The sequence below is a fragment of the Rhodococcus sp. Leaf225 genome (assembly GCF_001426145.1).
In the GTDB taxonomy this organism is placed as follows: domain Bacteria; phylum Actinomycetota; class Actinomycetes; order Mycobacteriales; family Mycobacteriaceae; genus Rhodococcoides.
The window spans coordinates 438,755-462,444 of record NZ_LMRN01000009.1 but is presented as its reverse complement, the minus strand read 5'-3'; the positions used below and the strand labels follow the sequence as shown (position 1 = coordinate 462,444).

20 protein-coding genes are annotated in these 23,690 nt (G+C 69.2%); 9 read left to right on the top strand and 11 right to left on the bottom strand.

Annotated elements, in window-relative coordinates; genetic code table 11:
• Window positions 1-2,322: a serine/threonine-protein kinase gene (locus ASG69_RS06475; RefSeq protein ID WP_051613448.1), complete on the top strand. Its 2,322-nt coding sequence runs from the start codon at window positions 1-3 to the stop codon at window positions 2,320-2,322.
• Here the strand turns inward: ASG69_RS06475 and ASG69_RS06470 are convergent, their stop codons facing one another.
• Together ASG69_RS06470 and pta are read right to left on the bottom strand one after the other, a co-directional pair.
• Entirely contained in the window at window positions 2,323-3,510 is a 1,188-nt protein-coding gene (locus tag ASG69_RS06470) for an acetate kinase (protein WP_056441383.1), read from the bottom strand.
• A complete protein-coding gene (gene pta / locus ASG69_RS06465; protein WP_056441380.1) occupies window positions 3,507-5,624 on the bottom strand; it encodes a phosphate acetyltransferase in 2,118 nt (705 codons plus the stop codon). The genes ASG69_RS06470 and pta overlap by 4 nt, the downstream gene beginning before the upstream one ends.
• 159 nt (window positions 5,625-5,783) lie before the next feature.
• Between pta and ASG69_RS06460 the strand changes: the two genes are divergently transcribed.
• Both ASG69_RS06460 and ASG69_RS06455 read left to right on the top strand, forming a co-directional pair.
• Complete coding sequence (locus ASG69_RS06460) at window positions 5,784-7,190, top strand: DHA2 family efflux MFS transporter permease subunit (RefSeq protein WP_056441378.1); 1,407 nt, start codon at window positions 5,784-5,786, stop codon at window positions 7,188-7,190.
• Complete coding sequence (locus tag ASG69_RS06455; protein ID WP_082544294.1) at window positions 7,183-7,653, top strand: MarR family winged helix-turn-helix transcriptional regulator; 471 nt, start codon at window positions 7,183-7,185, stop codon at window positions 7,651-7,653. The genes ASG69_RS06460 and ASG69_RS06455 overlap by 8 nt, the downstream gene beginning before the upstream one ends.
• On the opposite strand, the gene fgd is transcribed toward ASG69_RS06455, so the two are convergent.
• Window positions 7,613-8,626 (bottom strand): glucose-6-phosphate dehydrogenase (coenzyme-F420), encoded by a 1,014-nt coding sequence (fgd, locus tag ASG69_RS06450; RefSeq protein WP_056442250.1) that lies wholly within the window; start codon window positions 8,624-8,626, stop codon window positions 7,613-7,615. The genes ASG69_RS06455 and fgd overlap by 41 nt on opposite strands.
• A 160-nt stretch (window positions 8,627-8,786) precedes the next feature.
• Between fgd and ASG69_RS06445 the strand changes: the two genes are divergently transcribed.
• Complete coding sequence (locus tag ASG69_RS06445; protein WP_056442245.1) at window positions 8,787-9,896, top strand: LLM class flavin-dependent oxidoreductase; 1,110 nt, start codon at window positions 8,787-8,789, stop codon at window positions 9,894-9,896.
• Window positions 9,893-11,713 (top strand): FAD/NAD(P)-binding protein, encoded by a 1,821-nt coding sequence (locus ASG69_RS06440; RefSeq protein WP_056441375.1) that lies wholly within the window; start codon window positions 9,893-9,895, stop codon window positions 11,711-11,713. Before ASG69_RS06445 ends, ASG69_RS06440 begins: the two co-directional genes overlap by 4 nt.
• Here ASG69_RS06440 and ASG69_RS06435 read toward each other — a convergent pair.
• Entirely contained in the window at window positions 11,695-13,041 is a 1,347-nt protein-coding gene (locus ASG69_RS06435) for an HNH endonuclease signature motif containing protein (protein WP_056441372.1), read from the bottom strand. The genes ASG69_RS06440 and ASG69_RS06435 overlap by 19 nt on opposite strands.
• A gap of 80 nt (window positions 13,042-13,121) precedes the next feature.
• Here ASG69_RS06435 and ASG69_RS06430 point away from each other — a divergent pair, with 80 nt between their 5' ends.
• On the top strand, window positions 13,122-13,781 hold the full coding sequence (locus tag ASG69_RS06430) for a DUF998 domain-containing protein (RefSeq protein WP_056441369.1): 660 nt from the start codon (window positions 13,122-13,124) through the stop codon (window positions 13,779-13,781).
• On the top strand, window positions 13,778-14,548 hold the full coding sequence (locus tag ASG69_RS06425) for a 2-phosphosulfolactate phosphatase (RefSeq protein ID WP_056441365.1): 771 nt from the start codon (window positions 13,778-13,780) through the stop codon (window positions 14,546-14,548). Before ASG69_RS06430 ends, ASG69_RS06425 begins: the two co-directional genes overlap by 4 nt.
• Here ASG69_RS06425 and ASG69_RS06420 read toward each other — a convergent pair.
• The 7 genes from ASG69_RS06420 to ASG69_RS06390 all read right to left on the bottom strand — a co-directional run bounded on the left by ASG69_RS06420 (window position 14,538) and on the right by ASG69_RS06390 (window position 21,652).
• Window positions 14,538-15,509, bottom strand: a complete 972-nt coding sequence (locus tag ASG69_RS06420) for an isopenicillin N synthase family dioxygenase (RefSeq protein ID WP_027506218.1) — start codon at window positions 15,507-15,509, stop codon at window positions 14,538-14,540. The genes ASG69_RS06425 and ASG69_RS06420 overlap by 11 nt on opposite strands.
• A complete protein-coding gene (locus tag ASG69_RS06415; protein ID WP_056441362.1) occupies window positions 15,506-16,300 on the bottom strand; it encodes a DUF1684 domain-containing protein in 795 nt (264 codons plus the stop codon). Before ASG69_RS06415 ends, ASG69_RS06420 begins: the two co-directional genes overlap by 4 nt.
• Entirely contained in the window at window positions 16,297-17,424 is a 1,128-nt protein-coding gene (locus ASG69_RS06410) for an LLM class flavin-dependent oxidoreductase (protein ID WP_056441361.1), read from the bottom strand. Before ASG69_RS06410 ends, ASG69_RS06415 begins: the two co-directional genes overlap by 4 nt.
• Window positions 17,421-18,731, bottom strand: a complete 1,311-nt coding sequence (locus ASG69_RS06405) for an LLM class flavin-dependent oxidoreductase (RefSeq protein ID WP_056441358.1) — start codon at window positions 18,729-18,731, stop codon at window positions 17,421-17,423. The genes ASG69_RS06410 and ASG69_RS06405 overlap by 4 nt, the downstream gene beginning before the upstream one ends.
• Complete coding sequence (locus ASG69_RS06400; protein ID WP_082544293.1) at window positions 18,728-19,639, bottom strand: LLM class flavin-dependent oxidoreductase; 912 nt, start codon at window positions 19,637-19,639, stop codon at window positions 18,728-18,730. The genes ASG69_RS06405 and ASG69_RS06400 overlap by 4 nt, the downstream gene beginning before the upstream one ends.
• Window positions 19,640-19,736: 97 nt before the next feature.
• On the bottom strand, window positions 19,737-20,936 hold the full coding sequence (locus ASG69_RS06395; protein WP_056441356.1) for a GNAT family N-acetyltransferase: 1,200 nt from the start codon (window positions 20,934-20,936) through the stop codon (window positions 19,737-19,739).
• Entirely contained in the window at window positions 20,936-21,652 is a 717-nt protein-coding gene (locus ASG69_RS06390) for a GNAT family N-acetyltransferase (RefSeq protein WP_235578869.1), read from the bottom strand. Before ASG69_RS06390 ends, ASG69_RS06395 begins: the two co-directional genes overlap by 1 nt.
• Window positions 21,653-21,815: 163 nt before the next feature.
• Between ASG69_RS06390 and ASG69_RS06385 the strand changes: the two genes are divergently transcribed.
• Together ASG69_RS06385 and ASG69_RS06380 are read left to right on the top strand one after the other, a co-directional pair.
• On the top strand, window positions 21,816-22,577 hold the full coding sequence (locus ASG69_RS06385; RefSeq protein WP_037186095.1) for an HAD-IIA family hydrolase: 762 nt from the start codon (window positions 21,816-21,818) through the stop codon (window positions 22,575-22,577).
• Window positions 22,574-23,659 carry an isochorismate synthase gene (locus ASG69_RS06380; RefSeq protein WP_056441353.1) on the top strand — a complete coding sequence of 362 codons (1,086 nt, stop codon included), beginning with the start codon at window positions 22,574-22,576 and terminating at the stop codon, window positions 23,657-23,659. Before ASG69_RS06385 ends, ASG69_RS06380 begins: the two co-directional genes overlap by 4 nt.
• Window positions 23,660-23,690: the final 31 nt, after the last annotated feature.

Here is a 23,690-nt window from a genome sequence, read left to right as displayed (position 1 = left end):
ATGAGTACCGAACCCGATCTCGAGGCGACCCGGGCCTCGTTGCGCGACGAGGATCCCGACGCCACCCGCGCCGCCCTGCGCGAGCAGGACTCCGACGCGACGAGGGCCTCGGTGCGCCCCGAGGAGGACGATGCGACGCGGGCCGCGCTGCGCGAGGACACCACGGGGCGCACCTCCCGGCCGAGCCGCCGCGTACGAACCGGAAAGCGTCGTCGCCTCGGTGGTGGGCTGGTGGAACTGCCGCGCATTCCCGAGGTCGATCCCGCGACCGCTGTCATGTCGGACCCCCGCGTCCCGGAGAGCAAGCGGTTCTGCTGGAAGTGCAACGCCCCCGTCGGGCGGAGCGTCGACGGCCGGCCCGCCCATCCGTCGGGTGACTGCGACAGGTGCGGAACGCATTTCGACTTCTCCCCGCTGCTCGAACCCGGTGAGATGGTGGCCGGGCAGTACGAGGTGCAGGGGTGTATCGCGCACGGCGGACTCGGGTGGATCTACCTCGCCATCGATCGCAACGTCAGCGATCGCTGGGTCGTGCTCAAGGGCCTGCTGCACTTCGGCAACGCCGAGGCACACGCGGTGGCGATGGCGGAACGCCAGTTCCTCGCCGAGGTGACCCACCCCGGCATCGTCAAGATCTACAACTTCGTGGAGCACCCCCGCCCCCTCGCGCCCGGCTCGCAGGAGGCGCCGTCGTCGACGGGGTACATCGTCATGGAGTACGTCGGCGGTCGCACGCTGCGCCAGATCATGACGGACAACCCGACGCGCACGAAACTGCCTGTGCAGGAAGCCATCGCCTACCTCCTCGAGGTGATGCCCGCGCTGGCCTACCTGCACTCCATCGGTCTGGCGTACAACGATCTGAAACCCGAGAACGTCATGGTGACGCAGGACCAGATCAAGCTGATCGACCTGGGCGCGGTGAGCCAGCTCGAGGACTACGGGTACCTCTACGGCACGGCCGGATACCAGGCACCGGAGATCGTGCGGACCGGACCCACGGTGGCGTCCGACATCTTCACCGTGGGGCGCACTCTCGCGGTCCTGACGCTCGAGATCGCCTCGGAGCACGGGCGGTACGTGGACGGCATCCCGGAGGACGCGCCCGTCCTGCAGGAGTACCAGTTCTTTGCCCGGCTTCTCCGACGCGCGACGGCCGCCGACCCGCTCACCCGGTTCCGCAGCGCCGACGAGGCGGCGAGTCAGCTCAGTGGTGTTCTGCGCGAGATCCTCTCGCAGCAGACGGGTGACAGCCACCCGTCGCTCTCGTCGGTGTTCAGCCCGCAGCGCACCACCTTCGGCACCGACGAGCAGGTCGCCGTCACCGACGTGTACATCGACGGACGGCACCGCGTGGCCAGGCTGGATCCGCGCGACGTGGTGGCCGCGCTTCCGGTCCCCCTGATCGACACGTCGGACCCGAGCGCGCAGCTCATCGCCGCGGCCGTGCACAGCGAACCGCACCAGACGCTCGACTCGCTGCGCCTTGCCCGCGAGAACGGCCTCGATCGCACCGTGGGCGACGACTCCGTCGGGTCCGTGGAAGCGGTGCTGACCGAGGCCCGCGCGTATCTCGATCTGGGCGAGGGAGATTCGGCCGCGGAGGTGATGCGCAGGCTGGACGACGTGACGGGCAACTGGCGTGTCGACTGGCACCGCGGCACCATCGCGCTGCTGTGCCGTAACTTCGTCGACGCCGCCGACAAGTTCGACTCGGTGCTCTCCGCGATGCCCGGCGAGGTCGCACCCAAGCTCGCGCTCGCGGCGACGGCGGAACTGTTGGCGCAGCAGACCTCCGACGACGGCCACGACACGTGGTGCGCCCTGGCCGAGACGATGTACACCACGGTGTGGCGGACCGATCGCACCATCGTCAGCGCCGCGTTCGGTCTCGCCCGCAGGCTCGCGGAACGGGGTGCGCTGCTCGACGCCATCATGACTCTCGATCTGGTGCCCGCCACGTCACGGCACTACTCGATGGCACGGATGACCGGCGTACTCACACTGCTCTCCGGCTCCGCGGCCGACATGGACGAGGGTGCGCTCTACGAGGCGGCGCGGCGCGTCGAGGCGCTGCCGGCGCGCGAACCCCGTGCGCTGCAACTGCGGACGGTCGTCCTGGGCACCGCGCTTGAATGGATGGAATCCGGGCACACGCCCGAGTCCACGGTGCCGCTGCTCGGCGTGCCCTTCACGCGGGACGGCCTCCGTACGGGCGCCGAGACCGCCCTGCGATCCCTCGCCCGGACCGCGCGCACCCGGTCGCACCGCTTCGCCCTGGTGGACCTGGCCAACGCGGTGCGGCCCAAGTCCCTTTTCTGATCAGCCGATCAGGGCCACCGCGGCGCGGGCGATGGCCAACTCTTCGTTGGTGGGTACCACGAGGACCGTCACCGGGGAATCGTCCGTCGAGATGACACGGATTCCGTTGCCGCGCTCGGCATTACGCTCCTCGTCCAGCTCGATCCCGTACATCTCGAGGTCCGCCAGGGCCGCTGCGCGCACCTCGGCCGAATTCTCGCCCACGCCGGCGGTGAACGTGACGACGTCCACGTGGCCCAGCTCGATCATGTACGCGCCGAGATAGCGCCGCAGGCGATGGACGTACACGTCGAAGGCCAGGGCCGCGGCCTCGTCACCGTCGTCGATGAGGCGCCGGAGCTCACGGAAGTCGGTGACACCACTCAGTCCCTTGATACCGGAGCGGCGGTTGAGCAGTTCGTCGATGGCATCGACGTCCATGTCGGCACTGCGCCGCAGGTGCATCACGATGCCGGGATCGATGTCGCCGCTGCGGGTTCCCATCACGAGCCCCTCGAGCGGGGTGAGGCCCATGGACGTGTCCACCGCGACGCCGCCGCGCACGGCCGATGCCGAGGCGCCGTTGCCGAGGTGCAGCACGATCTGGTTCACGTCCGACGGCGACCGTCCCAGATGCTCTGCCACGCGGCCACTCACGTACTCGTGGGACGTGCCGTGCATCCCGTACCGCTTGATGTCGTGTTCGGCGGCGGTGGCCGCATCGATGGCGTACGTCGAGGCGGCGGCGGGGAGGGTGTGGAAGAACGCCGTGTCGAACACGGCGACCTGCGGCACGTCGGGCAGCTCCCGGCGCGCCACCTCGATCCCGCGCAGGTTGGCCGGATTGTGCAGGGGCGCCAGCGCACTGAGCTCGTCGATGGTGGCCACGACCGAGTCGTCGATGAGGGTGGGCTCGCTGAAGACGGTGCCGCCGTGCACCACTCGATGTCCCACTGCCGTGATGCCCGCCTCCGCCAGGGGCAGTCCCGCGTCGGCCATCATCTCGAACGCCAGCCGGAGGCCCGTGACGTGATCGGGGATGTCGGTCGTCTTCTCCGTCGTGTCGTCGCCGCGGGTGACGGCCACGCGCCCGTCGGCGTCCCCGATGCGCTCGACGATGCCCTGCAGGACGCTGTGTCCCGAGTCGGGGTCCACCACCTGGAACTTCACCGACGACGATCCCGAGTTGACGACCAGCACCGTGCTCACTTCGCGACCTCCAGACCGTCGGTACCGGACTGGGCCTGGATGGCGGTGATCGCCACCGTGTTCACGATGTCCTGCACCAGGGCTCCTCGACTGAGATCGTTGACGGGCTTGCGCAGTCCCTGCAGGACCGGTCCCACGGCCACGGCGTTGGCGCTGCGCTGCACCGCCTTGTACGTGTTGTTGCCGGTGTTGAGGTCGGGGAAGACGAACACGGTCGCCCGGCCCGCCACCTCGGAGTCGGGCAGTTTGGATTTCGCCACCGACGGGTCGATGGCCGCGTCGTACTGGATCGGCCCCTCCACCAGCAGATCCGGCGCCCTGTCGCGGACGAGGTCGGTCGCCGTCCGGACCTTGTCCACGTCGGCACCCGATCCGGAATCGCCGGTGGAGTAGCTCAGCATCGCCACCCGCGGCTCGATGCCGAACATCGACGCGGTGGCCGCGGACGAGACGGCGATGTCGGCGAGCTGTTCCGACGTGGGGTCGGGAACCACGGCGCAGTCGCCGTAGGCGAGCACCTTGTCCGCGAGACACATCAGGAAGATGCTCGAGACCGTCGAGACCCCGTCCATGGTCTTGATGATCTCGAAGGACGGCTTGATGGTGTGCGCCGTGGTGTGCGCGGCGCCCGAGACCATGCCGTCGGCAATGCCCTTGTGCACCATCATGGTTCCGAAGTACGAGATGTCGGACATGATGTCGCGGGCCTTGTCCTCGGTCATGCCCTTGTGCTTGCGCAGCTGGACGTACTCCGCGACGAAGTCGTCCGTGTACTCCGAGTTCGTCGGATCCAGCACGGTGGCCTCGGACAGGTCCACCCCCAGTTCCCCGGCCCTGCGCGTGATCGCCGCCTCGTCACCGAGGATGGTCAGGTCCGCGACCTGCCGTTGCAGCAGTCGTCCGGCCGCGCGCAGGATCCGGTCGTCCGACCCCTCGGGCAACACGATGTGCTTGCGGTCGGCGCGGGCCCGGTCGATGAGCTGGTACTCGAACATCTGCGGCGTCACCACCGACGGCATCGCGACGTCGAGGCGGCCCAGGATCTCGGCGGCGTCGACGTGGCGCTCCATGAGCGCCAGCGCCGTGTCGACCTTGCGTTGCGATCCGACGGCCACCCGCCCGCGAGTGGACGCGGCCACACTCGCGGTGTCGAAGGTTCCGAGTTCGGTGGTGAGGATCGGTAGTCGGGGCTGCAGACCCTCGATGAGCTTGGCGATCATGGGATGCGGTGTCAGTCCGCCGTTCATGACGATGCCGGCGAGCGACGGAAACCCCTCGGCCTCGTGGGCGTTGACGAGCGCGAGCACGACGTCGGAGCGGTCGGCCGGAGCGATGACGACGACTCCCTCGGTGAGTCGCTCGAGAATGTGCTCGGCCGTCATGCCGCCGACCATCACGCGCAGGGCCTCCCGTTGCAGCAGTTCGGCATCGCCGCTATAGAGTTCGCCCTTCATCGCGTGCAGCAGTTCGTCCATGGTCGGTGCGACCAGCAGCGGTACCTCGGGCAGAGCCCACGCCGGCACGTCCTCGGTCGAGAGCTGCGCGATGACGTCGTCCAACGCGTCGGGATCGCACCGGTTGGCGACGATGCCGGCCAGATGGGCGCGGTGCGTCGACAGTTCCGATCGACACACGTCGGCGAGGTGGGCGATCTCCTCGGGCGTGCGTTCGGAGCCACGCAGCGCGAGGAGCACCGGGGCGCCCAGGTTCACGGCGACGCGCGCGTTGAACCCCAGCTCGCTGGGACTGGCGATGTCGGTGTAGTCGCTGCCCACGATCACCACGGCATCGCACTGGGACGCGACGTCGTGATAGCGGCGCACGATCTCGGCGAGCGCGGCGTCGGGATCCGCGTGCACCTCGTCGTAGGTGACGCCGAGCGACTGCTCGTACGTGGTGTCCGCGGTGGTGTGGTCGATCATGAGCTCGAGGATGTAGTCGGTCTCGGACGACGACCGAGCGATCGGCCGGAACACACCGACCCGAGCCGTCGAGGCACCGAGCATGCGCAGCAGCCCCAACGCGATGGTCGACTTGCCGGTGTCCCCCTCGGGCGACGCGATGTAGATGCTGGAGACGGGCGAACTGGGCGTGTCTGCGGGCGCGGCGACCATGGTCTCAGCCTAATGGGCGCGCCGCCGCGGTCGTCCGAGACGATGTCCCGCGGTCGGGCTGTGATCCCGGGAACAACTCCGCACTTTCTTAGCCTACGCAAGCATAATACTTGTGTGCCCACAACTGTCACGTCAGACGGTCTCGACCAGCGTCACAAGATGATCGTGCTGGCCACGTGCTGCCTCAGCCTGCTCATCGTCTCGATGGATGCCACCATCGTGAACGTCGCGCTGCCCGCCATCCGCACCGAACTCGGCGCATCCGTGTCCCAGCTCCAGTGGACCATCGACGTCTACACACTGGTGCTCGCCAGTCTGCTGCTGCTGTCCGGCACCACCGCGGACCGTGTGGGGCGGCGCCGTGTCTTCCAGATCGGACTCGTCAGCTTCGCCGTCGGCTCGCTGCTCTGCAGCCTCGCCCCCACCGCCCCGGTCCTCATCCTCGCGCGCATGATCCAGGCGATCGGTGGGTCGATGCTCAACCCCGTCGCCATGTCGATCATCACGCAGGTCTTCACCGGGAAGGCCGAGCGTGCCCGGGCGATCGGTATGTGGGGCGCCGTGGTCGGCATCTCCATGGCCCTCGGTCCCATGCTCGGCGGACTGTTGATCGAGATCTCCGGGTGGCGGTCCGTCTTCTGGATCAACATCCCGGTCTGTCTCGCAGCGTTCGTTCTGGCCGCCGTGTTCGTCCCCGAGTCGCGGTCGCCCGTCGTGCGCGCGTTCGATCCGGTCGGTCAGCTGCTCGGTGTCGTCATGCTGGCCTCCCTGGTGTTCGGCCTCATCGAGGGTCCCTCGCTCGGATGGTCGTCGCCCATCACCCTCGCGGTGTTCGCCCTGTCCGTGGCCTCGTTCGTCGCGTTCGTCCGCTACGAGAACAGGCGCGTCGATCCGTTCATCGATCTGCGCTTCTTCCGCAGCATCCCGTTCTCGTCGGCGACGATCGTGGCCGTGTGCGCCTTCGGCGGATACGGAGCGTTCCTGTTCCTCATGTCGCTGTACCTGCAGGAGGTGCGCGGCTTCAGCGCGATCGGCACGGGAGCGTCCTTCCTTCCGCTCGCACTCGCCACGCTGATCTGCTCGCCGCTGTCCGGGCGGATGGTGGCGCGGTGGGGTGCCCGCCCCTCGATGACCATCGCCGGTGTGGTCATCGCCGTCGCCGGCCTGACCCTCACCCGCCTCTCCGCCACCACCCCCGTCAGCGCACTGCTGGTCATGTTCGCGATCTTCGGGGTCGGCTTCGGGCTGGTCAACGCCCCCATCACCAACGCGGCCGTCGGCGGGATGCCCCGCGATCGCGCGGGTGCGGCGTCGGCGGTCGCATCGACCAGCCGCCAGATCGGTGTCAGCATCGGCGTCGCGCTGTGCGGGAGCCTCACCACCGCGGGCGCCGCGGCCGGCATCGACGCGGGGTTCGCCGCCTCCACACACACGGTCTGGTGGGCTCTGGCCGCCATCGGTGTGATCGTCGCGGGCCTCGGGCTGGTCAGCGCCAGCAGACGGGCCACGCGGACCGCGGACGACGTGGCCGCACTGTTCCGCACACCGGAGCCCGCCCGTGCCTGACCGCCGGAGCCGACCGATAGACGAGGCCTGGGCCGCGATGACCTCGCTGGTCTTCGAGAACCGCGACACCTGGCGCCGACGGGTGGCGGCCGAGGTCGACATGCCGTTCAGCCGGGTGCGGGTGCTTCGGCGCCTGGTCGACGGACCGCTGACGATGAGCGCGGTGGCCACCGCGGCGGCGATGGACGCACCGGCGACCACGGTGTGCGTCAACGAACTCGAGTCTCGCGGCTACGTCCGCCGCACCGTCGACGACAGCGATCGTCGCAGCAAGCGCGTCACGATCACCGACGACGGCCGCGCCCTGATGGACCGCGTGCACACGATCACCGACCCGGTACCCGACTCGCTCGCCGACCTCGGCGACGAGGACGCCGCGGTGCTGCACCGGATCCTGTCGGGCGCGGTGTCCTCCGGCGTCGTCAGCCCAGACGGCGCAGACGGGGCTCCAGATCGGTCTTGAACAGCTCCAGGAACCGACGCTGATCGTGACCCGGCGCGTGGAAGACAAGGTGGTTCAGGCCTGCATCGACGTACGGCTTGACCTTCTCCACCGCCTCGTCCGGATCGGAGGCGACGATCCACCGCTTCGCCACCTGCTCGATCGGCAGCTCGTCCGCGGCCTTCTCCATCTCGATCGGATCGTCGATGGAGTGCTTCTGCTCCGGCGTCAGTGACAGCGGCGCCCAGAAGCGCGTGTTCTCCAGCGCCGCATCGGCATCGGTGTCGTACGAGATCTTGATCTCGATCATGTGATCGATGTCCTCGACGGGTCGCTCCATCTTCGCCGCACCCTCGGCGACGGCCGGAATGAGCTTGTCGGTGTAGAGCTCCATGCCCTTGCCCGAGGTGCAGATGAAGCCGTCACCGCTGCGTCCTGCGTAGCGGGCGACCACCGGGCCGCCGGCGGCGATGTAGACGGGGACGCCGCCCTCGGGCACGTCGTAGATCGATGCGCCCTTGGTCTTGTAGTACTCACCCTCGAAGTCGACGCGGTCGCCGAGCCACAGCTCGCGCATCAGCGACACCGCCTCGCGCAGGCGCGCGAACCGCTCCTTGAACTCGGGCCACTCGCCGTCGAATCCGGTGGCGATCTCGTTGAGGGCCTCACCGGTGCCTACACCGAGCATGATCCGGTTCGGGTACAGGCACGCCATCGTCGCGAACGCCTGGGCGATCACGGCCGGGTTGTAGCGGAACGTCGGGGTCATCACCGACGTGCCCAGCTGCAGGGTCTTCGTGCGCTCACCGACGGCCGTCATCCACGCGAGCGAGAACGGTGCGTGGCCGCCCTCGTGGCGCCAGGGCTGGAAGTGGTCGCTCACGGTCGCCGAATCCATGCCCGACGACTCCGCGAGAACGGCGATCTCCACGAGCTCGCGGGGGCCGAACTGCTCGGCCGACGCCTTGTATCCCAACTTCAGTTCCTGTGCCACGCCGAACTCCCTCATCTACCGCCGAACCCCGGTCACCGTCATGTCTATCAGTCGAGGCCTCCGATCCGCCCGAGGCCTTCGAATCGCAGTGCGCGCAACCCTGTCACCGAGGTGGGCAGCCCGGCACCGTGGGAGGTTGCACGAGCGCGAGGAGGCTGTGGTGCGCTTTCAGGTCCTGGACATCGTCTTCAATCCGCCCCACCCCGTCACCGGGGAGGTGGTACCCGCTGCCGAGCGGCTCGACCGAGTGGTCGACCTCGCCGTGCTCGCGGACCAGCTGGGAATCGACTCCTTCGCGGTCGGCGAGCGTCACGCCGGGGACGTCCTGTCGTCGAGCCCCACGGTGATCCTCGGAGCGCTGGCACAGGCCACGAACCGGATTCTGCTGTCGACCGGCGTCACGGTGCTCTCGGTACTCGACCCCGTGCGTCTCGCGGAGGACCTCGCGACCGTCGACCAGCTGAGCCACGGGCGGCTCGAGATCGTCGTCGGCAAGGGCAACGAGGCGTGGCAGTACCCATTGTTCGGGAAGGACATCGCGCGCCAGTACGAGTACCTGACCGAGAACTACGAGTTGTTCCGTCGACTGATCCGCGAGGAGAACGTCACGTGGTCCGGGCAGCACCGGACTCCGCTCGAGAACGCCACCACTCTGCCGCGGCCGTTCGCCGGTCCCTTCCGCGTCTGGCACGGGTCGGCGACGTCGACACACGCCGTCGACCTCGCGGCCCGGTGGGGTGACCCCCTCGTCACGGCCAACGCATTCCAGCCGCGGGAGAACTACGCCGTCCTCGTCGACCGCTACCGGGAGAAGTACGCCGAGGCCGGGCACGATCCCCGGTTCGCCTTCGTCGGGTCCGGCTCGGGAGGGCTGTTCCTCGCGGAGACGACCGATCAGGCCGTCGAGCAGTACCGCCCGCTCTACGAGGGTGCGGTGGCACAGGCCGACCAGCGTCGGCACGATCCCGGGGCGGTGGGCAAGGTGACGAGCTTCCGCTCGATCGAGGAGGCCGTGGATCGCGGTCCCGCGCTCGTCGGGTCGTCGGAGCGCGTCGCCGAGAAGATCGTGGACTACCACCACGCATACGGGCATGTCCTGCAGTCGGTGTCGATCAACCACCTGCTCGAACCGGAGCACCAGAAGGACATCCTCCGCCAGTTCGCCGAGGAGGTGGTGCCGCGAGTGCGCAAGGAACTTCCCGAACCACTGCTGTGGGGCGAGGACGATTCCCGGCGCGCTGCGGGCTTCACGGCGGGACCGTACTCGTGAGCATCGCGTTCGTGGGCGGAGGACCCCGCGCGACCGGCATCCTCGAGCGGATCGTCGGCCGGGCCGACGAGCTGACCGAACCGATCGACGTCCATGTCGTCGACCCCCACCCGCCGGGTGCAGGGCGGATCTGGCGACGGAACCAGGACCCCCTGCTGTGGATGAACTCCGTCGCGGCGGACGTGGCCATGCTGCCCGACGGGTCGGGCGGTCCCACCCTCGCGGAGTGGGTGACGGCGAACCGGGACACCCTCGTCACGGATCCGGCTCTGCGGGAGGAGGTTCTCCGTTTCACCCCGTCGTCGTTCGCGTCCCGGTCGCTGCAGTCCCACTATCTCGCTCACGTCTTCGAGAGCGCGGTGAAGGCGCGGCCGGATCGTGTTCGAGTGCACGTGCACCGGGCCTGCGTCGTCGACATCGAGGATCGGGGTGTCCACCAGCGTCTGATCCTCGACGACGGCACCGTGCTCGAGGTGACCGATGTCGTTCTGGCGCAGGGCCAACCCGACACTCTGCCGCCGGCAGACGTCCAGGCATTCGCCGCCCATGCCGAGACCCACGGTCTCCGGTACATCGGGCCGGGATACACAGCCGACCTCGACCCGGCGCTGGTTCCCGAGGCCGAACCCGTCCTGATCTCGGGCCTCGGTCTCGCCTTCGTGGACTGGATGGTGCTGCTCGCGGAGTCACGCGGCGGCACCTTCTCGCGCTCCGGTGACGGCACCCTGGTGTACACGGCCTCCGGCCGGGAACCCCTGGTGTACGCCGGATCTCGACGCGGGGTTCCGTACCACGCCAAGATCTCGTACTCCATCGCCGATGCGGCACCGCCTCTCCCGAGGTTCTTCGTACCCGAGGCTTTTCCCGGGACGGAGACGCTCGACTTCCGTACGGCGGTCTGGCCTCTCGCGGTCGCGGAACTTGCGTGGGCGCACTATCACGAGCTGTTCCGCTCCCACCCCGACCGTGTCCGCGGGCCGTTCATCGAACTCGAGGCCGCCCTGGGCCGTGACGGCGCCCGTGCAGTCGGTGAACTGGTCGAACGAATGGTCCCCGATCCCGAGGACCACTTCGACATCGACACGCTCGACCGACCGCTGCGGCACGCCCGATTCGACTCAGCGGCCGATGCCGCAGAGCAGGTGCACCGCTACATCGAGGCAGACCTGGCACGACGGCGCGACCCCCGCTTCAGCGCGGACGCCGCCGTGTTCTCGGCCCTGCTGTCGGTGTATCGGACTGTGGGAGAGCTCGTTCGGACAGAGAGACTGCGCCCGGACGACGTCGCGTCGCAGGTGGAGGGACAGCTGCATTCCTTCTTCAGCTTCCTCGCGAGCGGTCCCCCGCCCGAGCGCCTGGAGCAGCTGCTCGCACTCGGCCGCGCCGGAGTCATTCGCTACCTCGGCCCCGAGGTGCGGTTCGAGGCGGACGGTGACGGCTTCCGGGCGACCTCGCACGTGCACCACGACGTGGTGCGAGCGCGGACGCTCATCGAAGCCCGACTGCCCAGCGCGTCCATCTCGCGCAGCGCCGACGCCCTGCTGCGATCGCTGCACGAGCGCGGTGAGGTCCGCGAGGTGAGTGCGTCTCCGACGAGTCCGGCCAAACTGGCCGTCGACGGCTCGTCCCGCGTGATCGACGCATCGGGCACGGCGCACCCCCATCGGTACGCGGTGGGAATGTGGGTGGCGGGCCACGCCTGGTCCGGCGCCTTCGCCCGGCCCGGCATCGACGCCGGCTTCTTCCGGCACAACGACGCGATCGCCGCGGATCTCGTGGCCGGCCACCATGCTGTGTCTCACCCGGCTCGACGCTGAACGAGCAGCTCGTACAGCTGCGTCTCCACCATCGTGGTGGGAAGCGGCAACGGTACTGCCGGCGGAGCCGAGTCGTAGGTGTGGCCCGTCGGCGTCCGGAATCTGACGATGTGGCCGCCGTCGACGTGCTCGACGACCCGCTGGGCCTCCCACCCCTCCGCGTCCTTCGCGTAATTGCAGGCGGCGCACAGTCCCGTGCCGTTCTCCGCCGTCGTCGGGCCACCGAACCTGAAGGGGCGTATGTGGTCGTGGTGTCGGATCGGCGCATCGCACCACGGTGTGCGGCACGTCCGGTCGCGGACGTCGATGTAGTGACCGAGTCCCGCCGGGAACACACGCGCCGTCGAGTCCATCGCCGTGAGCTGTCCCGTCGACGGGACGGCGTAGAGCCGCCGCAGGGTCGCACCGACACTCCCGCCGTCGATGCGGTCGGCCACCGCACGGCGGGCCACTTCGGCGGGAACCATGCCGTAGCCGGGAACGTGCGCGGCCTCGTCACCGCCGGCGAGCAACGACTCGTCGGAGATGACCAGCTGCACCGCCACCGGGGGACCCGCCGCTGCATCTCCCCCGGTCACGCGCTCGAACAACAGGTCCGCCATCACCTGATCACGCGTTCGACCCTCGGCACGGCCGGCTGCGACGAGCGCGTCCGCGTCTCGGCGCAACGTGGCGTACACGCACACCGCCTTGTCCATCGGCAGCAGCGCCGTCGCGTATCCCATGAAATCCGGAGCCGGACGCACGCTCACGCGGCGCTGCGCAGCCGCACGCGCGTTCCTCCGCACCACGGCCGCGGCATCGAGCTCGACCGCCGCGGCCACCGCGAGCGCGACCACCTGCTTGTCGCCCTTCCCTTCCAACGTCGAGGCGTCGGCGCACAACCGGCGATCGACCTCCCGCCGGTCCGCCACGGTGAGGTGCGCAGTCTCCCGCACCAGCAGCATCGCGCGGTACTCGCTCAGGCGGCCTTCGCGCATCGACTGCAGGGTGTACGGCATCTCGTGCACCAGTGCCCGTGCGAGTCCGAGGTATGTGCCACCACGCCGGTGTGACTCGCGACGTGCCAGACCCACCTGTGACGCGATCCCGAGATCCCACTGCTTCCTCGGCAGCCCGCGATCACGCCGATCGGCTCGAACGCTCGCCGCCACCCCGGCGGTCACTACCGCCTGCGTCGCCGCGCCCACGCACTTCAGGGCTTCGATGGCCGTCACGGCATCGATTCCTTCTCGCGCCGACCCGTCGTCCTCCACCAGCCCCAAACGCGCTGTGAACAGCCGTATCTCGTCCACCGATGGTGGGTGCAGCTCTACCGTGTCGTTCATCGATCTCCCCCCGGATCCTCGATTCCCGCAGAAGGTAACTCGAGGGTCCGACACCCTCCGCGCGCCGTAGAGTCGAGCCCATGAGCCCGCTCCGCGCCTGGTCCGACCCGCTCGCCGAGCACATCGTCGGCACGTATTTCGCGTTGCGCGCGGCGATGGCGATCATGGCCGTCGGGTTGCCTCTCCTGCTCGTCGCCTGGTCGCTGCTCGATCCCGACCTTCCCGTCCTCGGATCGATGAGCGAGTACTACTACAGCCCGGCCCGTGACGTGTTCGTCGGAGTGCTCTCCGGGACCGGTATCGCGTTGATCTGCTACCGCGGTCACGGGCCGCTCGAGAACAGACTGTTGAACGCGGCCGGCGCCTTCCTCGTCGTCGTCGCGCTCGTGCCCACGGATCCACCGGGGCAGAGCGACTTCGGCCTGCGTATGACAGTCCACGCCGTCTCCGCCGTCGCCTTCTTCGTCAGCTTCGCGGTGTCGGTCTGGCGGTGCGCGGACGACACCCTGGATCCGTCCCGGGACTCCGAACGGCGAATCCGCCGCTACCGCAGAGCCTATCGAGTCGTGGCGGTCGTGGTCGTCGTCGCTCCGGCGTCGGCGCTCGCCCTGGTGCTCGTCCTCCGCCAGGGCGCACTCGCGGTGCTGGTGGTGGAAGCGGTCGCAGTCATGACCTTCGGCGCGTACTGGGCACTGAAGTCCTACGAGCTGCGGGGCACCGAGCTGGCCGAGCAGCCGTGAACCCCGAGCACTGTCAGCGGCGACATCGCACCCGGGTGGACTGGGGCCTGCGCGGAGCCGAGGCGATCGCGTCGGACGCCGACATCGCCGTGATCGTGGACGTCCTGTCGTTCACCACCACGGTGAGTGTCGCTCTCGACCGAGGGATCGGCGTCGTCCCGCACGCGGGCGCCGACACCGAGGAGGTCGCCCGACGTCACGACGCGTCCGTGGCGTTCCGCCGCTCGCAATCGGCTCCGGGCCGCATCACATTGTCCCCCGGATCGATCCGGTCCGCGCGCGACGTGCCCGCCCGGCTCGTTCTTCCGTCACCCAATGGATCGACCATCGCCGAGGCGCTGGCGACGACACCCGTCCTGGCAGCGGCGTCCCTACGCACGGCGACGGCGATCGCGTACTGGATCGCGCGCACCGCGGGACCGGACGACTCCGTGGCGATCATCGCTGCGGGCGAGAGATGGCCGGACGGATCGCTGCGCCCCGCGATCGAGGACTTCTGGGGAGCGGGTGCAGTCGTCGCGGCACTCGCCGCCGTCGGGCGTCTTCTCGACCCGTCTCCCGAGGCCGACGCGGCGCAGGCAGCCTGGACGGCGGTGGCCGATGATCCGTCGACGGCACTACGTGACTGCAGTTCCGGTCGCGAGCTGATCGCCCTGGGATTCGACGACGATGTCGCGGTGGCAGCGGAGGTCGGGGAGAGCGTCGGCGTTCCGATTCTCCGTCAGGGGATCTTCGTCGATGCTGCGAGCGGCGGCCTCAGCGCCTGATCCCGTGGTGCTTCTCGGCCACGTCCGGGTGTGCACGGGTACGCGATTTCCACGCGTTCTCGCCGTAGGTCCGGAAGAGGGGGTTGTCCGGATCAGTGTCGACGCCCCGGGACCGCGCCGCCAACTCGGGTGGAAGGTCGATGATCGGCACGCGCGCATCCAGTGCGGGGCTGAGGAAGTAGGGAACGGACACCCGGTCCGTGCCAGGCGTCGGCGCGAGGACTCGATGCCGAGTGGCACGCAGGTACCCACCCGTCGCGACCTCGAGCAGTTCCCCGACGTTGACGATGAACGCGCCGGCCACGGGGGGTACGTCGATCCACTCGCCGCCGCGCAGCTCCACCTGCAGGCCGGTCGACTCCGGCTCCACGAGAAGCAACGTCAGCACCCCCGAGTCCTTGTGCGCGCCCACCCCCTGCGGGTTCTCGGTGCTGCCGGGATACCGCACCACCTTGATCAACGTCGCGGGGAGCTCGGCGAAGGCGGCATCGAATGTGTCCTCGGCCGCGCCGAGGGAGACTGCCCAGTGTCGGAGCAGCCGCAGCCCGACGTCCGACAGGGCGGCGTCCCAGGCCTCGAACGCGGGACGCAGTTCGGGTAGCGCGGACGGCCACTGGTTGGGGCCCTGCAGGTTCCAGTATCCCTGCGCCGCGGGAATCACCTCGCGCTCCGGACCGATGTCGATCTGCTCTCGCCAATCGACGGCGCCGTTGGTCAGCTCGCCGCCGAGCCGACTGTAGCCGCGGAACTGGGGCGAGTTCAGTTGACTGATCTCGTCCTTGGCGTCCGCCGGCAGCGCGAAGAAAGTGCGCGCCAGCGACAGGACCGTCGACACGAGCTCGGGGTCGACACCATGACCGGTCAGGTGGAAGAAGCCGTGGTCGTGGGTGGCCTCGCGCAATGCCGAACGAAACCCGTCGACATCCGCGGTCGACATGTCGAGAACGGGCAGCGCTGTCACCTGATCGGAAGCTTCTCGCCGGCCTCCACCGCGACGGTCAGCCGGTTCTCGGGAGGCGCCACCGGGCACGTCGCGTAGTCGGTGAGGGCGCACGGCAGGTTGGACGCGCGGTTGAAGTCCAGTGTCACCAGGCCGTCGGCGTCCGCATCGCCGACCGCGAGGGACCGGCACGCGGGGTAGGTGTTCACGCCGCTGGTCTCGTCGGTGAAGAGGATGTGGAAGCCGCCCGCCTTCCCTCGGAATGCGACGAACTGTTGCGGTGCGTTCCCGAGCGTGAAGTCGATGACGCCCAGCCCGGCGTGGTGGTGCTCCAGACCCTCGACGACGGCCGCGGTGGTGACAGTGCGCTCGGAGTCGTACGGCGTGAACGTGCCACTCACGCGCCACTTCTCGTCGGGCGCGAAGGTGGGGATCCCGCCGAACGACGCCAAGGTGGGGGCCGCGGGGTCGTGCACGCGCAGGGCGACCGAGCCGGTGCGGCGAATCACCTCGACGCGCCGCTCACCGGCGGCCACGAGGAGGCCGGGAGCCCCCTCGACGGGGTGCAGAGCGACAGTCCCGTCCACGACCACCCCGTCGACCGACAACCCGTCGCCCGTGCTCGCGGTGACGTGCAGAGTGTCGTCGTCGGCGCGCCACACACCGGGCAGATCTCCCACGACCGCGTCGGTCTCGGTCAACCAGTACAGACCTGTGAGCGCGACCCATCCCAACGGATCGCGGAAGTACTCCTCGCGATCGGAATGCCATGCAGCCCAGTCCTGCTCGAACGTGGTGACGGATGTTGTCATGATGCGTACTCCTTCTCGGACGGTGACGATGCGATTCTGCCGAGGACACCGTCGCCGACGTGACGTGCCTCCTCGAGATGGGGGTACCCCGACAGGATGATCTCGTCGACACCTGCCTCGCGATACTCCTCGATGCGGGCCACCACCTCGTCGTGGCTGCCGACCAGCGCGGTGCCGGCGCCGCCGCGGACGAGACCGATGCCCGCCCACAGGTTGGGGCCCACCACCAGGTTCCGACGATCACCGCCGTGCAACGCCAGCATGCGTCGCTGGCCTTCCGATCCCACGGCGCCCAGTTGCGCCTGTCGGGTCCGGACGGTCGCGTCGTCGACATCGGCGATCAGGTTCTCGGCTCGAGCCCACGCATCTTTCGCGCGCTCGCGGGTGATCACGTGCATCCGCAGTCCGGCACGCAGGGTGCGGCCGCGGGCAGCCGCCCGCTCCCGCACGTGGGAGATTTTCTCGGCCACCGCCTCGGGAGACTCGCCCCACGTGAGAAAGACGTCGGCATGCTCGGCGGCGACATCCAGTGCGGCGTCCGATGATCCGCCGAGATAGACGTCGGGAAGCGGCACCGGAGGATGCCCGCCGAAACCGCCGCCGTTCGGTCGGTCCACAGCGTAGTGGTCGCCGGACGGCCGCACCGGCCGGCCGTCGGAGACGGCGCGCGCGATGCCGAGGAACTCACCCGCCCGCGCGTAGCGGCCCTCCTTCGCCAGACGGTCGCCGTAGGACCGCTGCTCGACGTCGTCGCCCCCGACCACCACGTTGAGAAGCACTCGGCCACCGGACAGTCGATGGAATGTACTGACCATCTGCGCCGACGTCACGGGCGAGACCTGGCCCGGCCGGAAAGCCACCAGGAACTTCAGACGAGTGGTCGCCGGGATCAGCGCCGCGGTGACCAACCACGCGTCCTCGCAGTGTCCGCCCGTCGGAGTGAGCACTGCCTCGAAACCGAGTTCCTCGACGGTCACGGCCAATTCGGTCAGGTAATCGAGTGTCGCGTCCCGATGTCCCGCACCCGCTGCCGAGGCGCCCCCACCGCCGATGGCGACTCCGTGCGAGTGCGCACCGAGCCTCTCGTCGTCACCCCCGGTGGGGAGGAACCAGTGGACTCTCACTCGCCGATACGGGGTCGACGTAGTCCGAGGTGCTCCCGCAAGGTCGACCCCTCGTAGGCGGCCGGGTACGAACCACGTTCCTGCAGTTCGGGAACCAGCTTGTCGACGATGTCGTCGAGCCCGCTCGGCACGAGGTACGGCGTGATGTTGAAGCCGTCGCTCGCCCCTCCGCGGACCCACCGGGTGAGCTCGTCCGCGACCTGGCTCGGCGTACCCGCGAATCCGGTACGCGCCGACGTCTCGATGACGACCTGCCGCAGCGACAGGTTCTTCGCCTCGGCGAGCGACCGCCATTCCCGCACTCGTGCATCCACATCGATGCCGTTGAACGCCGACCCACGAGCACCGACGACGCCACTGACGATCGGGTCCTCGGTGGGGAGCGGTCCGTCGGGATCGCGATCGGACAGATCGCGCCCCCACATCTGGCCGGCGATCGACAGCGTCGTCGGGCCGGTGAACTGACCCTCCTTGACCCAGCGCACCTTCTCGTCCACGTCCCGCTCGTGGTCCGCGAGGACAATCTGGGTGCCGGGCAGGATCTTGATGTCGTCGTCCGGTCGTCCACGGGCCACCAGTCGCGCGCGGATGTCGTTCGCGAAGTCGAGCGCGTCGTCGAAGTGGGTGCCGTGCGCGGAGAAGATCACGTCGGCGTGCTGGGCGGCGAAGTCGCGACCGGTGCTGGAATCTCCCGCCTGGAAGATCACCGGGTGGTCCTGAGGACTGCGGGGAATCGGTGCAGCAGTGACGATGTCGAACTGCGAGGACTGGATGCGCACGGAGTCGGGCGTGCCTCCTGCGTTCCACAGCGCCCTGGCGACGTCCAGGAACTCTCCGGCGCGCACGTAGCGGTCCGCGTGGTCGAGGTAGCCACCGCGTCGGAAATTCTCGCCCGTCCACGCGTTGTCCGTCGTCACGACGTTCCAGCCGGCGCGACCACCGGACAGCACGTCCAGTCCCGACAGCCGACGCGCGAGGTCGACCGGTTCGTTGTAGGTGGTGTTCTGGGTGGCCACCAGTCCGATGTTCGTGGTGATGCCGGCGAGCGCCGCCAACTGCGTGATGGCGTCGGGACGACCGGCGATGTCCAGGTCGAGGATCTTGCCGCCCTGCTCGCGCAGTCGCAGTCCTTCGCCGAGGAAGAAGGCGTCGAACAGTCCGCGCTCGGCGGTCGTGATCAGACGACGGAACGTCTCGAAGTCGATCTGCGAGCCACTGGCCGGGTCCGACCAGATCGTCGTGTGGTTGACGCCCTGGAAGAAGACACCCAGGTGGACGGTGGCGTCGGGACGGAAGAGAGCGGTCATCGCGCAGCCTCGAATCGGTTGACCGGGCGGGCCAGGCCCAGAGTGGAACGCAGCGTCGTGGCCGGGACCGGCCGATGGGCCAGGTCCCGCTCGAACAGTTGAGGAAGGACGTAGCGTGCGGCGACGCGGAGATCGTCGTCGATCAGGTCAGGACGCAACCTGATCCCGCCGATCGCGTCGTCGAGGGCAGCAATGCGCTCGACGAGAGCCGCTGCGGCCGTCGGGCTTCCGGGGGCCTCGACGTCGAGAACGACGTGCGCCCCGGTCACCGCGCGCGCGTCCGCTTCGTTCTCCACGAGGACGACGTCGAGCAGATCGGCGTCGATCTCGCCGAATCGGCCGAACACCACCACCTGACCCTGCGGCGGCCGAGGCACGATCGCGGGGCCCTTCACCGAGTACTCCTCCCCGACGAAGTCGACGTAGTGCAGCTTCTGCTGGTTCAGGAACCGGCCCGTCGGGAAGTCGCGGATCACCGCGTCGTCCTCCCACGAGTCCCACAGTCCACGCGCCACGGTCACCGAATCACGCTGTTCACGAACCAGATCGGTATCGGCCGAGACGACTTCGCGACCCCATGCTGCCGCGACGTCGGGTGCCAGCGACCGGGATGCCACCCAACCCGCCCGGCCGCGGGACGCGTAGTCCAACGACGCGAGCTGTGACGACAGATGGAACGGTTCCGCGTAGGTGGTGCTGGCGGTGGCGACGAGGCCCACCGTGCTGGTGGTCGCGGCGACGAAGGCCGCGCGCGTGACGGCGTCGACGCCACCCGTCGCCAGATCGCCGTCGTCGAACGTGACGTAGCCGAATCCTGCGTTCTCGGCCGCGGTCACCGTGGCGGCCACGGCTCGTCCGTCGGCCGAACCGACTCCGACGTCGAAGCCGAGTGTCACCGTCCTGGTCATCGTGCGCTCCCTCGTATCGCCCCCGGACACCCGAGGTTAGGAGGAATCCGCACCCGGCACACGGGTTGGAATCGCAGAGATCGGAGGGGAATGTGCGTCAGAAACCGACGCCGGCGAAGGGCGCCGACGCGGTCCGGAACAGAGCATCGGCCGCCGCGGGGTCGCCCTGCGCCAGGCCCGCGGTCACCAGAGCGGACCACGACGTCCCGCCGAGCAGCACCGACGCCAGATCTCGGACGTGCACCGTCAGATCCGGCGCCGCGTCGACCACCCGCACGCCGTCCGGTGCGACGGCGTAGGTCCCGGCGTTCTCCGGCAGGTCCGGGTCCTGCACGGCGATGGTCACAGCGTCCCCGGGCCCGTACGTGCGCGCGGACAGTGCCGCGGACACGTCGAGGATGCACAGCCAGGTCTCGTCCTCGGTGCGATCGAGTCGTACGGATCGGCGATCGTGCATCAGCAGTGGCAGCACGGTGTCGACGGGCAGTGCGGGAAACGTGATGCGGTCGACGAGGTCGAGTCGCAGGAGGAAGCGGACCAGGTCGGCGAACACCGCGTCGTCGGGCGCATGGAGGTCCTCGACGACCACCCGACGGTCGTTCCCTGACCACCACGTCCGCGGGTCGCGCGGGCGGTACCGGACGTATCCGTCGTCGACCCCGCCGGTGGAGTGCACCGCGTTCCACACCGGACCGGTGTCGGTCCGCCCACGCAGCCTCGACGCGTTCCACCAGACGGGCAGTCGGGTGATGGTGCCCGGTCGACTCGACGGGTGCGACGCGACGATGCCGGCCTGCACGTCGAACACGTCCCCGTCGTCGACGAGGCGGACGGTGCCGCTGGACACGGCCTCCTCCCGCACCGACGCACGGGCGGAGACGACCTCCGCGGACACGGACGAGGTGGCGACGCCGTAGCCGTAGCGGCCGTAGATGACAGCTTCCGACGCACGGAGCGTGGCGACGACGTCCCCGGCATCGCGCGCGTCCCGCAGCTGGCGCCGCAGCAGAGCGGACACGACACCGCGGCGGGTGTGGGTCGGCAACACCCCGACATGGGTGACGGCCAGGTGGGGAACCCGAGCGCCGCCCGGCAGCGTCAGGGTTCCGCGGGCCGAATCGGTGGTCCCGACGAGGCGATCGCCGTCGAAGGCGCCGTAGGTCCGACCGGGCTCGCGCAGACTCGCGATCTCGTCCTCGGTGACCTGCAGCGTGGGCAGTCCCACCATCGCGGCACGGAAGACGCGCTGCGATTCCAGCAGGTCGGACCGCGACTCGAGAATGCGGATGTCGACCATCAGGCGACCTCGGCGATCGTCAGGGTGGTCTGTCGACGGAGCACGAATCCGAGGGTGTCGTAGAGCGCGACGGCGCGGGTGTTGGTCACACTCGTGTGCAGGAACGGCACCTCGCCCCGCTCCCGGATGCCGTACCCGACAGCGCGGATGAGGCGGGTGGCCAGGCCCTGCCCTCGGTACTCGGGGTCGGTGCACACGGCGCTGATCTCGGTCCAGCCGTCGGGATGCATGCGCTCCCCGGCCATGGCGACGAGCCGCGACCCGTCCCGGACGCCCAGGTACGTGCCCATCTCGACGGTCCGCGAGCGGAACGGTCCCGGCCGGGTGCGGTGCACGAGATCGAGCATCTCCGGCACGTCGTCGGCGGTGAGCACCTGCGCGGCCGGTTCCGGCTCGACCACCAGCGCGGATCCGTCGAACTGCAGCAGCCCGATGCGGTCGAGAACACGCCACCCGGCGGGCGGGGTGATGCCGTCGCCCCGCAGTGCAGCCTGCTCACCCACCGGGAGCAGGGCGCCGAGATCCGCCCAGTCCTCCGCCGTCATGTCCTCGGGGTGACCGAAGAACCCGGCCACCTCGGGGTGGTAACGCGCGATCCGGCCCCGCCATTCAGCGAACCGGGAGTGGGCGCCGACGAGGGACGATCGGATGGGATCGTCCAGCGGATGCGCGTCGGGGAGGGTCGGGATCACCGGAACTCGGTCGTCGCACTGCACCAGGCCACTGTAAGGGTCGGCTCCGACGCCGCGGCGCGTTGTACTCGCGACGATTCCGGAGGGGCAGAATGGTGTCGTGAGCCCCGACAGAGTGAGTCCTGACGACGCCGTGCGACCTGACGATGCTCCGTCCACGACGGGGACACCCCCGTGGACGTACCTGATGGACATGGACGGTGTCCTGGTGCACGAGGAGCACCTCGTCCCCGGAGCGGACCGCTTCCTGAAGGAACTCCAGGACACGAACACCCCGTTCATCGTCCTGACGAACAACTCGATCCGCACCCGTCGCGACCTGCAGGCACGCCTGCGACGGACCGGCCTCGAGATCCCCGAGGAGTCGATCTGGACGTCGGCACTCGCCACCGCCACCTTCCTGGGGAACCAGCGGCCGAACGGTACCGCCTACGTGGTCGGAGAGTCCGGCCTGACGACGGCCCTGCACGACATCGGCTACATCATCACGGACATCGATCCCGACTACGTGGTGCTCGGCGAGACCCGCACGTACTCCTTCGAGGCCATCACCACCGCCATTCGGCTGGTCGAACGCGGAGCCCGTTTCATCGCCACCAATCCCGACGCCACCGGCCCGTCACGCGAGGGATCGCTGCCCGCCACCGGATCCGTCGCCGCGCTCATCACGCGCGCGACCGGACGTGAGCCGTACTACGTGGGCAAGCCGAACGCGCTGATGATGCGGTCCGCTCTGCGGGCCATCGGCGCGCACTCGGAGAACACGCTGATGATCGGTGACCGCATGGACACCGACATCGTGTCCGGGCTCGAAGCCGGTCTCCAGACCATCCTCGTGCTCACCGGTATCTCGACCCCCGCCAGCGTCGAGATGTTCCCGTTCCGCCCCACCCGTGTCATCGAGTCGGTCGCCGACCTCATCGGGCACACCGCGAACCCGTTCGGATGAGATTCGTCTACTCCCGGCCCGACCGCAGCGTCGAGGCGACGGGCACCCGGCAGGCGTTCGATCACATCGACGACGCGCGCGAGGCTCTCGAGGACGGGTCGGCGCGTGTTCTCGTGGGGGCCGTCGGGTTCGATGCGTCCACGCGGTGTGCACTCGTCGAACCGTCGACGTTCGACCGGCGCGACGAGCCGCGGACACCCGAGCAGAGCACCCTGCCCGGAGCCGTGATCGCCTCCCAGAACCCGCCACCCGACAAGCACGTCGCGCGGGTGCAGCGTGCCCTGACGGTGCTGAACCATCCCGGATCCGCACTACGCAAAGTGGTTCTCGCGCGGTCGATCACGCTGGTGTTCGATGCCCCGCTGTCCCCGACGGCGTTCGCGGACACGCTCATCGAGGCGAATCCGATGCACAACGGTTTCGCCGTCGATCTCACCGCGGCGGGTGGTCCGTACTTCGGCCGCCACCTGGTGGGATCGTCGCCGGAGTTGCTGGTGCGGCGCACCGGAACCCAGGTGATCTGCCGACCGTTCGCCGGAACTGCTGCACGACAACAGGATCCGGTGGCGGACGAGCAGGCGGGCGCCGACCTGCTCGCCAGCGCCAAGAACCTGGCCGAGCACCGCTTCGTCGTCGACGCCATCGCCGAGGCCCTGGCGCCACTGTGCTCGGAGGTGTCCGTCCCCGACGGGCCGACGCTGACCAGCACGCCGGCCGTGTGGCATCTGGCGACCCCGATCACCGCGACACTGGCCGACCCCGCCACCACGGCACTGGATCTCGCGCTCGCACTGCACCCGACACCCGCGGTCGCGGGCAGCCCCACCGACCTGGCGCTCCAGACCATCGATCTGCTGGAGTCCGGACGCAACCGCGACTTCTACGCCGGCATGGTGGGGTGGTGCGACGCGTCGGGCGACGGTGAGTGGATGGTGGCCATCCGCTGCCTGGACATCGCCGCCGACGGCCTCAGCGGGGTCGCGACCGCGGGTGGCGGCATCGTCGCCGCCTCGGACGCGAGCGCCGAGCTGGAGGAGACGACAGCGAAGTTCGCGACGGTGCTCAGGCCCTTCGGCCTCTGACGTCGATCCGGTGCGCCGAGCAGCGGATACC